Here is a 13,499-nt window from a genome sequence, read left to right as displayed (position 1 = left end):
GGCATCTAATATAACAATAATAAAGTAACCTATTAAGATATAACAATCCTTTTGTGGTTAGCTTTTACATACATTAAGAATCACATACATTAGATCGCATCACTTAATGCCTATGCATTTATTTTTTCATTTGGGCTTAAAAAGAGAACTATTATGAAGCAGTTGGTAATAACCATTTTAGGGGAAGATCGCCCCGGTTTAGTAGAAAGTATTTCATCGGTTATATTGGAAAACCACGGTAATTGGTTAAGCAGTAATTTAAGTCATTTGCTTGGCCACTTTGCTGGCATTATACAAGTTGAGGTGGCTGAAGAGCATTTACAGGCATTTCAAGATGCGCTTAATGGGCTTCCTAAATTAGATGTCCGTATTGAAAAAGGCAACACCGAAATTGAGCCTGTTGAACTCGAGCAGCTTAATTTTGTGATCACCGGGAACGATCGCCCCGGTATAGTCCAGGAGTTGGCAAGTGTTATTCGTCATAAAGGCGCTAATATTACGAACTTAAACTCAAGGCAGCAAAGTGCGCCAAACTGGGGGGTGCCAATTTTTAGTGCCGTTGCCACCGTTAGCCTGCCTAATGGGCTTAACAAAGACGAAGTAATTAACGCTCTTGAGTCGATTACGAGTGACTTAGTGGTTGATGTAGAGCAAAGTTAAATGTGCTCTATTATTTTAAATACGAAAAAGGCGCTTATTACAGCGCCTTTTTTATGCGTAACACTTGTTGCTACATATCTGCATAACGATTAATGCTTTGTATCATTTGCTTTAATCCTTGCTCTTCAAGTTGCAACAGCTCACTTAGTTTTTCTTGAGCCTCAGGTGATTGTGCTTTATCAGCCAAATAACTATATGCGTTCAATACTTTTTGATGCTGCTGAGATAAATACTCTTGAATTACTTGCTCATCTAACTGGTTACTGCGATCTAAATCAGTAAAGTTAATAATTTCTGAGTGCTCTGAAAAATATTCATAACAATACGTATCTAATGTGTTTATTTGCGTGATGGCTTTAAAGCCAATTAAATCCTCAGCGAGCTTTTTTTCATACTCAACACAATAATCAATTAGCTGTTTGTTATGCTCCCCGAGTAGGTCCTTTACACTAAAAAAATTAGCGGCCATTTGTGTGTGAAATTGAACGGTCCAATCGAACACTTCTTGGATTGTTTTAACTTGCATGTGCGTTCCTTACTATTTAACCCTAATGATTAAATAGATGCGTGAATCATGCCAATAAAAAACACAATAAAATCAGTAGGTAAAGTAAGGATGGGTAACTTGTACTGATTTTTTACAGTACAAGTTACACAACCAGTGTAAAAATTATAGGTTTCGCTTTCGCCATAATAAATACACCGCGGGTAACACCAGCAATGTTAAAACAATGGCGCTAAACATACCGCCAACCATGGGGGCGGCTATTCGACTCATTACTTCACTCCCCGTGCCTGTGCCATATAAAACAGGTAACAGGCCAATCACTATGGTTGCTACCGTCATCATTACCGGGCGAACGCGCAAACCGGCGCCTTCTAATATGGCGTGCTTAAGCTGCTCAATACTCATGCTTTTTCCTAATTGAGCGGCGGCCTCTACTTGCGCTTTATAGGCTTGGTTTAAATACACCAACATAATAACGCCTATTTCTACGGCCACCCCAGCAAGGGCAATAAAGCCGACCCCCACAGCAACAGAGAAATTAAAGCCTTCTAAATACATGAGCCAAATACCCCCTATCATCGCCAGTGGTAATGTCGCCATAATAATAAATACTTCAGTGAAGCTTCTAAAATTCAGGTAAAGCAGTACCACAATAATGGCTAAGGTTAACGGCAACACATAACTCAGTTTCGCCTTAGCGCGCTCCATGTATTCATATTGCCCTGCCCAAGTTATAGAATACCCTGCGGGTAAAATTAGCTGCTCGTTTAGTAACTGCTGAGCACTTTCTACGTAGCTGCCAATGTCAGTATCTTTAATATCAATAAAGCTCCAACCATTTAAACGGGCATTTTCACTTTTTATGCCAGGAGGGCCATCGCTAATGTATACATCAGCCACGTCGGCAAGTGCAATGCGTTGCCCAGCAGGGGTTACAATAGGCAGCAGCATTAACTCCTCTGGTGAATCACGATACGCTTGCGGATAACGAATATTAACCGGGTAGCGCTCTTGACCCTCAACCGTTTCAGTCACGTTCATCCCGCCAATAGCGGTTGCGACCACTTGCTGCACATCTGCAATATTTAAACTATAACGCGCTGCTTTTTCGCGGTTAATATCGACCTTGATATAACGCCCACCCGCTACTCGCTCTGAGTAAACCGATGCGGTACCTGGAAGATCTTTAAGCAGCACTTCTATTTGTTGGCCAATTTTTTGAATTTCATTCAAATTAGGCCCCGCGACTTTTATACCCACTGGGGTTTTAATCCCTGTAGCCAGCATATCTATTCGCGTTTTAATTGGCATTACCCAAGCGTTTGTGAGTCCTGGAAATTTTACTAAAGCATCCAGCTCTTGTTTGAGCTTTTCGGTGGTCATGCCCTCGCGCCACTGATCTTTAGGCTTAAACTGTATAAAGGTTTCAATCATGGTCAGTGGTGCCGGATCGGTTGCCGTTTCCGCTCGTCCAATTTTACCAAATACGGTTTTCACCTCGGGCACAGTGGCAATCAGCTTATCGGTTTGCTGTAATAGCTCGCGCGCTTTACCAATAGAAATCCCTGGGTAAGTGGTTGGCATATACATTAAATCCCCCTCATCAAGAGGTGGAATAAACTCACTGCCTATTTTATTAACCGGATAAAAGCCCACTAAAGTAATAATCAGTGCCACTAACAAGGTGCTTTTGGGGGATTTTAATACTATATTTAACAGCGGCTTATAACTATTTACCAATAAACGGTTAACTGGGTTTTTATTTTCAGATATCACTTTACCGCGAATAAAGTACCCCATCAGTACGGGTACTAAGGTAATTGCTAATCCAGCAGAAGCTGCCATTGCATAGGTTTTTGTGTACGCTAATGGCGCAAACATTCGTCCTTCCTGAGCTTCTAAAATAAATACCGGCATAAAGCTCACGGTAATGATTAATAAGCTAAAAAATAACGCAGGCCCAACTTCACTGGCAGAGTCAATCACCACTTGCCAACGGTTTTCATCTGTTAGCGGTTTTTTCTCCATATGCTTGTGCATGTTTTCAATCATCACAATCGCACCATCAGTCATAGCACCAATCGCAATAGCAATCCCGCCTAATGACATGATATTGGCGTTAATTCCCTGCCAATACATAATAATAAAAGCGGTGAGTATGCCTAAGGGCAAGGTAATAATAGCCACCAGCGATGAGCGTACATGGAATAAAAACACCACACACACTAAAGCAACTACAATCAGCTCTTCCATCAATTTAGAGGTGAGGTTATCAACTGCGTCTTTTATTAAATGAGAGCGATCGTACACAGGTACAATTTCAACCCCCTCAGGCAGGCCTTTTTTAAGTGACTCCAATTTAGCTTTGACGAGCTCTATAGTTTTTTGCGCGTTTTCACCAAAGCGCATCACTACTACGCCACCAGCCACCTCGCCTTCGCCGTTAAGCTCGGCAACACCACGGCGCATTTGAGGACCTAAACGCACATTAGCAACATCACGTAACTGTAGTGCAGTACCGTTAGCGTTTATACCTAGAGGAATCGCTTCTAAATCAGCCACACTTTTTACATAGCCAGTGCTGGTAACCATGTATTCGGCTTCTGCCATTTCAACAACTGATGCCCCCATTTCTTGGTTGCCTTGCTTAATGGCAGTTTGAATAAGGCTTAGCGGAATACCATAGGCACGTAACTTATCGGGCTGTACGTTAACTTGGTATTGTTTCACCATGCCACCTACCGATGCTACTTCGGATACACCGGGCACAGTTTGCAGTTCAAACTTTAAAAACCAATCTTGTAAACTGCGTAGCTGGCTAATATCGTGCTTACCTGTGGTATCAGTGAGTGCATATAAATACACCCAACCAACTCCTGTGGCATCCGGGCCTAGCTCTGCAATTGCCGTATTAGGTAAACGCGCAGATACTTGACTTAAATATTCTTGAACACGACTTCGTGCCCAGTATAAATCGGTGTCTTCGTCAAAAATAACGTACACGTAGGAGTCACCAAAAAACGAAAAACCGCGTACTGTTTGCGCCCCTGGTACCGATAACATCGCCGTGGTTATAGGAAATGTGACCTGATCTTGCACTACTTGCGGCGCTTGCCCAGGGTAAGATGTTTTAACAATAACCTGTACATCAGATAAATCGGGTAAGGCATCTACTGGGGTGTTTTTTACAGCATACAAGCCGCCACCAATCAATATAGCGGTCAGTAACAGTACAAAAAAACGATTAACAACAGACCAGCGAATAATTGCAGTAATCATAACCACTCTACTCGTGCTGACTGTGCATAGCATGCACAGAAGTCATTGTATGGATCACAAACTCACCTTGCTCAATACTAAAGGTAAATGTAACTTCATCATTTAGCTTAAACGCCTCAATCGTTACATTTTTTGCTAACACAAAGTCCATAGTTGCAGGTCCGCGCCCCCACTTTTCAATCGCTTCACGGCTAATATTCATAACCCGCGTGCTAGGGTCAATGCTGTTGATAACCCCATTCACAGTAGCCATGCTTGGGTCACTATCACTCATTGCCATGGTGCTGTGCGAAGGGGCTTGCATACGCTTAAAGTCAGAGCTTTTACTCGACTCTGAATCAATTAAAAACTGCGCAGAAGTAACCACTTCATCTTCAGCCAAAACACCCGATAAAATCTCAGTATGAGTCGTATCGCTTCGCCCTAAGGTTACTTCAACCGATTTAAAACGCCCCTCCCCAAGCGCAATTACAATGCGGTTTTGGCTACCAGTGCGAATAACCGCCTCTTTAGGCACAATTAACTGCTTTTCAGCTTTTTGGCTATGAATACTCACTTGCGCAAACATATTTGGTTTTAACTGATGACCTTCGTTATTAAAGCGCAAACGCACTCGTAAAGTACGATTTTTAGCATCTAAAGTAGGGTAAATATAATCCACTTGCCCTTGCCAACGTTGACCACTTAAATAATCGAGTGTCATGGTTACCGGTAAGCCAACACGGATCAGCTCAGCTTGGCGTTCAAATACCTCAGCCTCAACCCACACTTCATCAAGCTGAGCAATACTCATCATTGAGGTATCAGGTTTAACATAAAATCCTTCACGAATATTAAGCTCATCAACAACGCCACCTTGGCGGGAATAAAAAGTAATATTTTGTAGCACTTGTTGACTTTTTTGTAAGCGTGAAATAAAACCCTCAGACACATTAAGCGATTTTAAACGTGCTTTAGCCGCACGAATTAACACCGGATTATTGCGCTTTAACGCTAAAACAAACTCTTCTTGGGCATTGACTAATTGCGGTGAATACAAGGTATAAAGTGGCTCATCTTGTTTAACCTGATCGCCTGCGGCCTTCACATATAATGTCTCTACCCAGCCCTCTACCCGCGGATGAATATGAATGAGCTGGTCTTGGTTATACTGTACATAGCCTACCGTGTTGACTTCATTTTCCAGCGCTGCAAACTCCACCGGTGCCGTGCGTACACCTAAGTTGTTGATCACGGTAGGTGAAATTTTAACACTGCCGGGGCCTTCATTGGCGCCACTGTCTGACTCTTCATAAACAGGCACTAAATCCATACCCATAGGTGATAAACCCGGTTCATCACGACGATAATTACTGTCCATTGGTGCCACCCAATAAAGCGGCTCTTTTTTACTACTGGTTTTGTCATTGCTTGGCATAGTGTGCTCAGCTGGCAAGCTCAATAACACCCCGGCCGTCAGCGCTGCACTGCATATAGCCACCAATGACAATTTTAAATTAGTATTCATAGGTTAGCTCCTGCTGTGATAAGTTTTTTAAGCTGGCGTCATCAGCACTGGCGTAATAATTTAACCGTGCAATAATAATTTTTTGATCAACATGAATATTAAGTGCGTCTATTTTGGCATTTAATTCGCTGATCCGCGCTTGCATCACATCCGAAAAATTACCATCATCGCGAGTATAAGCATTAAGGGTCGCTTGGGATTGCTCGGCCATTTGCGGCAATAATTTAGTTTTATAGAGCGCTGCTCGCTGACTTAATCGTGTTAGTTGGCTGACTTCCTTAAAGTACATTCCTTGTAGCTTTTTAAGGGCAATTAATTTTTGTGTTTTTGCCTCTTCGCTATCAGCAATCGCGGCATTAACGAGTTGATCTTGGCGATTGTCGGTAAATAGCGGTAAATCTATACTCACTCCTACAGAGAAAAGGTCGGCTCGTGAGCCACCCATTGGCATATCATCGCGATAACCATATCCCATATTCACACCAATTTGCGGTTTATAGCCTTGCTCAGCCACACTTATTTGAGTTTGCTTTGCCTCTATTGCATTATCAATCGCCATAATAGCGGGGTGCTTTAATAGCAATGCCATTAATTGCTGAAACTCTAATTCCGTGTAGTTTTTTAACGCTGCAAGCGCTGAAAAGTCATCACCAACAGGCTGGCTTAGCATGTCGATGGGCAACCATTGTGTTAACCGCTTTTTAGCACCTTGTAGCTGTTGATCAAGTTGCATTAGTTTATCTTCAAGGCGGGTTAGCTCTAATTGCGCACGAATAATATCTTGTTGGCGTGTTTTACCCACCGAGCTTACATAACTTGATTCGGTAATATCGATTAACTGAGTAAACAAGGCTTTGTCCTGCTCAATAAGTGCAATAGTTCGCTGCGCTCTGTAAGCGTTGAGCCATGACTCGGTCACTGTGGTTTTTACCTGCGCGAGTCTATCTTTACGAAGCCAAGGCTCTGCCGCAGCCGACTGAGACAGTGCTTTTTGCTGCAATGCTAAACTATCGCCTCGGCTTAACGATTGGCTAATTCCTACTTTAAATTGGGTCATATTCTCTTGATCAAAAGCAAAACCATTGGTTGGTAAGTTCATTAACCCTAGCGTGAGTACCGAATCAGGTAAGGTACCTGCGGCAATACTTTTTGCTTCAATTGATGTTTGTTTTTGTTTGCTGGCTTTAAGCCAAGGCTCATGGTTTAAGGCATAGTTAATTGCCTCATTTAAACTCAGTTTAGCACTGTGTACAGAGAGACTAATGCTCAATAAGCTGCTCACAAAAACAGCTTTTAATACTGCGAAGTGATTCATCACTTGCTCCACTTAAAATTAAAAAATAAAAAACGATTAATTTTTTAAGCAGATAGATGACAAAAAGCTAAATGACTAGATTTTAAACACACCTATCCTGCGGTTATGCATGCATAGGAGGACGATAAAGAGATCGTGCAAAATTAGGTTGGCGCTGCATGACAGCAAGGTGCACTTTTTCAGAGGGTAATTTGGAAGCTATAAATAGCGAGTTTACATGCAAGGCCGAATGCGAATTACAAGCACTCATTGGGCAACTGCAATCTTGGGTTAACGTGCTTTGCTCACTACAGCAATCCATAGACATGGTTGTTGTATCAGCGTCGTCACTCATTGCCATTTCACTATGCTGCATCGATGCATGGGTTGCCATGTTCATATGCGGCATATCACATACCATAGATACAGACGCAACAGCTTGACCCACAAAAGTGAGTAGCAAGGTCAGCGTGAGTAAAATACAGTAAATACGTTGCAATGAAATAACCTAAAAGTAAATAGACGCTAAAAGTTTATGGTAACTGCGTTTAAAACTCAATCATTAACTGGTTTTTACCACTGGCTTTATCAAGCTACTAGCCGCAATAGCGAACAGGCAATAGCCGGTAAAATACCAAAAACCAGTACCAAACTCAGCATGCATATTTAGTAAGTCTTCTGAGTTCGCGTTTGCATTACCAGCCATGTAAGCCACGATTAATGCAATAACAAACACATCCACCATACTCCATTTACTTAAGCCAATTATCACTTTACCAAGCTTGTACTTAAACGAAGTCTCCTTCAGTGCACAATAAAACAATTGAAGCAGCAGCTTAATTGTTGGGATCACTATTGAAAAAAACGCCACTAATATCGCCACTAAGTAGTTTTTGTTATCGGCCAGTTCGTTAACGGTGCCCCAAATACTACGCGTTTTTTGATAAGCGCTGATCTCACCTTCAAGTTTGTCTAACCCCAACATACTCGAGACCATCATTAGCATATTGCGGGTGTTTTGATTTCCTTCATCTGCCAGCATTTCAATACCAGCTTGAGCAAGTTTAGATTTATCAATTTTGCCTTCCATACTCAACACCGGCTGTGTCACCCCGGGGATCAATAAAGCTAAGGCAATTAAAATAGTCGTGATAGGTAAAAGTAAACGCATGGTGTAATACTAAGTAAAAATCAATATGTGCCAATCATACCCAAACGTTTTGCGTTAGTCTTGTTCAATAATGGTGGCTAATAACTCATCCGCATATTGGCGCGCATCTAACATGGCTGTATACACCAGCTCTATATCTGATGCAGGGCGAATAGTCTCTAGCAACTTTTTAGCCAATTGCCAGTTATCTTCTTCTACTGCTTTTATTAAATGTAATGAGTTCCCCATCATGCCATCAAAACTTAAAAGTGCACCAGATAACTCAGCCCCTAAACTAAACTCTTTGGCAATAGCTTCCAGTTCCATATCTAAAATAGCATCAAGCACCGACATCAAGCCGACTAAATAGCCTTGCTCTGCAATAATCTTTCCGCCGGGCTCTAAAATCAATTGCATAAACTGCGCTCTACATAAACCTAAACGAGTAAGCTCACTAGGTTTGTCTGAGCCAAGTTCGCTCAGCGCCAGTACTCGTACAAACTTTCTAATAGAATCTTCCCCTAAATACACAACCGCTTGTGGAATTGACGTAATCACTAAATTTTTATTAGCAGAGCGGGCATTAACTAGTTTGAGAACACGTGCGGTTAAACCCACATCTTTAGAAATACGTTGATTAATTTCGTTAAAATCCAAGTCAGGACGAGATGTGCAGCGCAATAAATCAAAAACCGCCATTTTTAACGGCTCAACATTACCGTAACTGAGCATTTCTGGCCGTGCAAAAAAGAATCCTTGAAAGTAATCGCATCCAGCTTCTTTAAGCTGCCTAAATTCGTCATAGGTTTCAATTCGCTCTACCACTATTTTAACCTCAGGGTGATTGCGTTTGAGCTTTTTAAGTAGCATGGTGGTTTTTATTATAGGCTCTTCTACTTCAAGCTTTATATAATCAACCAAACTGAGCAAAGGTTGCCATTTTTCATGCGCGTCATAATCATCTAACGCAAATACATACCCTGCTTTTTTTAGCTCAGTTACTCGTTGAGTAACAAGCTCGATATTTTCAGTACGCTCAACAATTTCAATTACAGTATTTTCAGGCTGCAATAATGTAGGTAAATCCTCTAAAAGCCCTTCGCTAGATAGGTTTATAAACACGGTCTGATTAAGCGCCAGCTTTTCCACCCCAACCAGCATTAACGCATTAAAAAAAAGTCGCCCAGTGGCCTGCCCGTCGGTTGTTCCCGCAGGAAAGGCATTATTAACTGAATCGCGATAAAGTAACTCAAAGGCAAAAATGCTTCTATCAGCATGAAAAATGGGTTGCCTAGCAATATATTGAGTGACCAAAATAGATGAATTTTTTACGTCTGGATTATTTGGCATTACCCTTCCTGTTTTGCAGTGATGTAAGCGTTATTTTTATTGTTATACCTAACCAGTATAGTGAAACTTTAAAGACTTGCTGCAATTTTAATTCGAATAAAAAACAAGCGACTAAGCCTAAATTTATATTCTTATAATAAAAACCTTTATTAACCTTATTTTTTATAAGGTTTTGCTGCTATCAGCCGCTCTGAGCATACCCAAAGGTTATGGTTATAAGGTATAATGCGATTATAAATTTTTTATAAACTCACAAGAGCCCCTAATATGAGCATTGAACAAGCCTTAATAGAGCGTAGCAACAACCAATGTGAACTCTGCGCAGCAACAGATAACTTAACTGTATACGAAGTACCTCCAGTTACCGAAGCTCATTCAGATAAATGCATTTACACCTGTCAAACATGTAAAGATCAAATTGAGGGCACCCGCGATTTAACTCCTACTCATTGGCATTGTTTAAATGACAGCATGTGGAGCCAAACACCGGCGGTACAAGTTGTTGCTTATCGCATGCTGACACGACTAGCAGCCGATAATGGCTGGGCACAAGACGCACTTGATATGATTTACCTTGAAGAAGACACATTAACATGGGCTCAGCAAGCGCTTGCTGAAGATGATGATATTAAACACATTGATAGTAATGGCGTAGTGCTACAAGCTGGCGATACCGTCACCTTAATAAAAGACTTAGATGTGAAAGGTAGCAGCTTAACTGCAAAGCGCGGTACTGCTGTGCGCAATATTGGCTTAACTAGCAACCCAGAACATATTGAAGGGCGTGTTGATGGACAACGTATTGTAATTTTAACTAAATACGTTAAAAAATAAGTAACGAATCAAGGCGCCAAGCGTCTTTTTTTATATCTCAACTTTCTGTATTGGCTGTATTTACAAGTTAAGCGATGATTAAGTAACTTAGCCGTATGCTACTGTTTATATCCGTAATTATATCTAGGAACTGTTATGTTCTCACCAAAGCCAAACTCAATCTTAAAGTCGGTTGCAGGCCTATGTTTTTTAGCAAGTGGCACACTTATGCTTAGCGCATGTAACGATGACACCGCACAGCAAAATAGCGCTGTGAAACAAACAACAGCCTCTCTACCAGTGCAAGTTAGCTACCTAGATCGCAGCCTATTAGCGCCTAATTCACAGCTAACCGTTACCTTGGTTGATGTGTCAAAAATGGATGTGGCAGCAACCGTTATTTCTGAGCAGGTAATTGATTTAGTAGGCGCACCGCCGTATAAAGTAGAGCTTGAATACAACCTTGAAAAAATTGATCCAGCCCATCGCTACAGCGTGCGCGCAACCATTAATAATCAAGGAAACTTACTATACACCAGCACAACAAGTAACTCGCCTTTTGCTAATACGGCCTCATCAAAGCCTTTAGAAATTATTGTTTCAAAAGTAGCGTCAAAGCCAGACGTTGACTTAGTAAATACCTACTTCAAAGCCGTTTTAATCGATGGCAATCCCGTTGAAGTGAATACTAAAGAGCCATTTATTCAATTTAATAGTGACAACACTGTGCACGGTTTTTTAGGGTGCAATAACTTTAATGGCGGTTATGAAGTATCGAAGCAAACGGTTACTTTTACGCAGTTAGCAACCACGCAAAAAATGTGTCATGAAAATATGGAACAAGAAAGCGCCATGGCGGGTGTGCTGCAAGCAGCAACGCAATGGCAAATTAACGGTGAAAAATTAGTATTACAAAATGAGGCAGGCAAGCAACTTGCAACCTTTAACGCTGTTTACTTTTAATTAAGCGTAACAATACTCCGCATCTAAGCATATCAGTATAAAGCCCAGTTAAACTAGGGTCTGTTGATCTTTCAAGGTTAAATTTGCAGCAGTCTGTTTGGTATTTAGGCAAGGCAGAGCCTATGTGGTGTGGTTATTCCCCATAAATAGGCGATAACGCAGCATCAATGCCAAACAGGCGCTGCCCGAAGGGTTCTGATTTACTCTTTGTTGCCTACATGGATGTAGGTAAGGGGCGTGAGCAGGACGCGGAAGCTTTGCTCGGTTTTTACTTAGCCCACTAGGTTACAAACCTCGCGTCGCGATTAAACCGCCCCTAGTTTGAACAAATTGTAATCCGCAAAGGTCAACAGACCCTGGCTTATTCGCCCTGAGGGTAACGCGCTACTAAGCCTTGATATACCTGTTTTGCAAAATCTGCATGCTCAGTATCAAGGCTTTTAACTACTTCAACTAAGTGTTCGTTATCTTCTTTGCCATGCCACACTTTAATGTAGCTACCCTCTTTGTAACCATGATCCTGACGGAAGAAGTTCAGCGTATTTTTACCCACATAGCCACGATATAAATCATCAATATCCATACCGATTTGTGCCATACAACCGGCAAAAGCAGCCGCGTTAAAAGTTTTATTGGCAACCGCACTGGCCGCTAATAATTCAAGCGTTTGTTTAAAATCATCGCCTTGCTGTGGGGCGCTCATTTGAGTTTGTAGCTGCGTAGCGATTTGCTCGTAGCTGGTCTCACCGTCGATACGTAGCGATAAACCAAAATGAAAAATATCAACCAGCTCTAAAATTACTTGTTCAGTATCTGGCGTTTGTTTTTTCCACCATTTCCAACCGTAATGATCCAGCATTTCTGCACATTCAACCCAAATAGCTCTATACCACTCAAAGCCTTGACTAAACCATTGCTCATGTACTTTGGTATTCATGGCATTTTGCATTTCTAGCATAACAACTAGTTTGTTTAAATTCGCAGACATATTGGTTCCACTGTTGGATTTATAATTAGGGTAATAATACAGATAATATAACTTAACGACCAGCCGAAAACTCATGCCATGAGTTGATCAGGTCAACAAAGTCTTCAAAACCACAACCACTGCTTAAATCATTCTCTTCAAGCATGAGTTCATCATCTTGGTAGGCTAATATATCTTCGTTATCTTGATGCAGCGCATGTGCTTCGAATAATGCTTCATCTTTAGAAAGGATCAGATCAATTTCTTGGCCTTTAAGTGTTACCGGCTCAAAGCTTGAACTCACCGAGCTAATAAGTGCCAGCACCATCGCGACTTTGTCTTTGCCTATTTCTTCATTTAACCAACGGCCTATAATCGCGTGCTCGCTGCTTATTTTAATTCTTAACCCACTAATAGGATCGCGAATGAATTGGTATTCCATAACTTTATTCCAGTACTGCTAATACAACAGATTATAACCTAATCAGCTATGAATAATGAAAGCCAGATACAAAAATAGCGCCATAAGGCGCTATTTAGTATCATCAATTTAGCTAACCACCTGAGCGATAGCGTGCAGCATCAATAATTGCCCATAAATGGAATACGGCTCCAATTACGGCTGGAACCACTAAAAACCATAACGCGTAGCCGCCAAAAACCAGAATTGCAAACACCAGCGCCGCTAAAATACGGCCCTGCACCAACTGCCCTAAACCGGGGAAAAAAATATTACATAATGCTGCGATTACGTTACCGCCAGAACCTTGTTGAGACATACTAACCTCTGTAGTTTAATTAATTTTGTATTTGTACTTATTATTTATACCTACACACTTTATGCCAATTTATTAAGGCTTACAAATCATACAGTTAAATTATTACGAATTTATCAGTTTAGTATTTTTTGCCAAAAATAAGTCAAATTAGCAATTTTAAATAGCTATTTTAGTTACTTGCTCAGTTTATACTGTTAACTATTCAACAACTTAAATACGTATTTTATAA

At 41.1% G+C, this 13,499-nt stretch carries 13 protein-coding genes; 3 read left to right on the top strand and 10 right to left on the bottom strand.

Features of this window, described 5'->3' with window-relative positions; all coding sequences use genetic code 11:
- Window positions 1–153 precede the first annotated feature (153 nt).
- Window positions 154–660 carry an ACT domain-containing protein gene (locus QL984_RS17705; protein ID WP_013465996.1) on the top strand — a complete coding sequence of 169 codons (507 nt, stop codon included), beginning with the start codon at window positions 154–156 and terminating at the stop codon, window positions 658–660.
- A gap of 70 nt (window positions 661–730) precedes the next feature.
- Here the strand turns inward: QL984_RS17705 and QL984_RS17700 are convergent, their stop codons facing one another.
- From QL984_RS17700 to QL984_RS17670, 7 genes are all read right to left on the bottom strand, one after another.
- A complete protein-coding gene (locus tag QL984_RS17700; RefSeq protein ID WP_036956718.1) occupies window positions 731–1,186 on the bottom strand; it encodes a hypothetical protein in 456 nt (151 codons plus the stop codon).
- A gap of 144 nt (window positions 1,187–1,330) precedes the next feature.
- Window positions 1,331–4,447 carry an efflux RND transporter permease subunit gene (locus QL984_RS17695; protein WP_036956736.1) on the bottom strand — a complete coding sequence of 1,039 codons (3,117 nt, stop codon included), beginning with the start codon at window positions 4,445–4,447 and terminating at the stop codon, window positions 1,331–1,333.
- Window positions 4,448–4,454: 7 nt separating this feature from the next.
- Window positions 4,455–5,954, bottom strand: a complete 1,500-nt coding sequence (locus tag QL984_RS17690; protein WP_036956719.1) for an efflux RND transporter periplasmic adaptor subunit — start codon at window positions 5,952–5,954, stop codon at window positions 4,455–4,457.
- A complete protein-coding gene (locus QL984_RS17685) occupies window positions 5,944–7,269 on the bottom strand; it encodes a TolC family protein (RefSeq protein ID WP_290173125.1) in 1,326 nt (441 codons plus the stop codon). Before QL984_RS17685 ends, QL984_RS17690 begins: the two co-directional genes overlap by 11 nt.
- 103 nt (window positions 7,270–7,372) lie before the next feature.
- Window positions 7,373–7,747: a hypothetical protein gene (locus QL984_RS17680; RefSeq protein WP_138764597.1), complete on the bottom strand. Its 375-nt coding sequence runs from the start codon at window positions 7,745–7,747 to the stop codon at window positions 7,373–7,375.
- 63 nt (window positions 7,748–7,810) lie between these two features.
- Window positions 7,811–8,419: a paraquat-inducible protein A gene (locus QL984_RS17675; protein ID WP_024601951.1), complete on the bottom strand. Its 609-nt coding sequence runs from the start codon at window positions 8,417–8,419 to the stop codon at window positions 7,811–7,813.
- 54 nt (window positions 8,420–8,473) lie between these two features.
- Window positions 8,474–9,748: an HDOD domain-containing protein gene (locus tag QL984_RS17670; protein ID WP_024601950.1), complete on the bottom strand. Its 1,275-nt coding sequence runs from the start codon at window positions 9,746–9,748 to the stop codon at window positions 8,474–8,476.
- Between the two features lie 267 nt (window positions 9,749–10,015).
- Here QL984_RS17670 and QL984_RS17665 point away from each other — a divergent pair, with 267 nt between their 5' ends.
- Both QL984_RS17665 and QL984_RS17660 read left to right on the top strand, forming a co-directional pair.
- Window positions 10,016–10,582: an alkylphosphonate utilization protein gene (locus tag QL984_RS17665; RefSeq protein ID WP_024601949.1), complete on the top strand. Its 567-nt coding sequence runs from the start codon at window positions 10,016–10,018 to the stop codon at window positions 10,580–10,582.
- A gap of 135 nt (window positions 10,583–10,717) precedes the next feature.
- Entirely contained in the window at window positions 10,718–11,524 is an 807-nt protein-coding gene (locus tag QL984_RS17660; protein ID WP_024601948.1) for an META domain-containing protein, read from the top strand.
- Window positions 11,525–11,885: 361 nt separating this feature from the next.
- Here the strand turns inward: QL984_RS17660 and QL984_RS17655 are convergent, their stop codons facing one another.
- The 3 genes from QL984_RS17655 to QL984_RS17645 all read right to left on the bottom strand — a co-directional run bounded on the left by QL984_RS17655 (window position 11,886) and on the right by QL984_RS17645 (window position 13,270).
- Window positions 11,886–12,512 (bottom strand): dUTP diphosphatase, encoded by a 627-nt coding sequence (locus QL984_RS17655; RefSeq protein WP_013463757.1) that lies wholly within the window; start codon window positions 12,510–12,512, stop codon window positions 11,886–11,888.
- A gap of 52 nt (window positions 12,513–12,564) precedes the next feature.
- Window positions 12,565–12,933 carry a YacL family protein gene (locus tag QL984_RS17650; RefSeq protein ID WP_033102747.1) on the bottom strand — a complete coding sequence of 123 codons (369 nt, stop codon included), beginning with the start codon at window positions 12,931–12,933 and terminating at the stop codon, window positions 12,565–12,567.
- A 112-nt stretch (window positions 12,934–13,045) separates the two neighbouring features.
- On the bottom strand, window positions 13,046–13,270 hold the full coding sequence (locus tag QL984_RS17645; protein WP_013463755.1) for a hypothetical protein: 225 nt from the start codon (window positions 13,268–13,270) through the stop codon (window positions 13,046–13,048).
- Window positions 13,271–13,499: the final 229 nt, after the last annotated feature.

Source organism: Pseudoalteromonas sp. APC 3495 (assembly GCF_030407645.1).
Classification (GTDB): domain Bacteria; phylum Pseudomonadota; class Gammaproteobacteria; order Enterobacterales; family Alteromonadaceae; genus Pseudoalteromonas; species Pseudoalteromonas tetraodonis.
The sequence above is the reverse complement of the archived record's forward strand: the minus strand, read 5'-3'. Positions and strand labels throughout refer to the sequence as shown.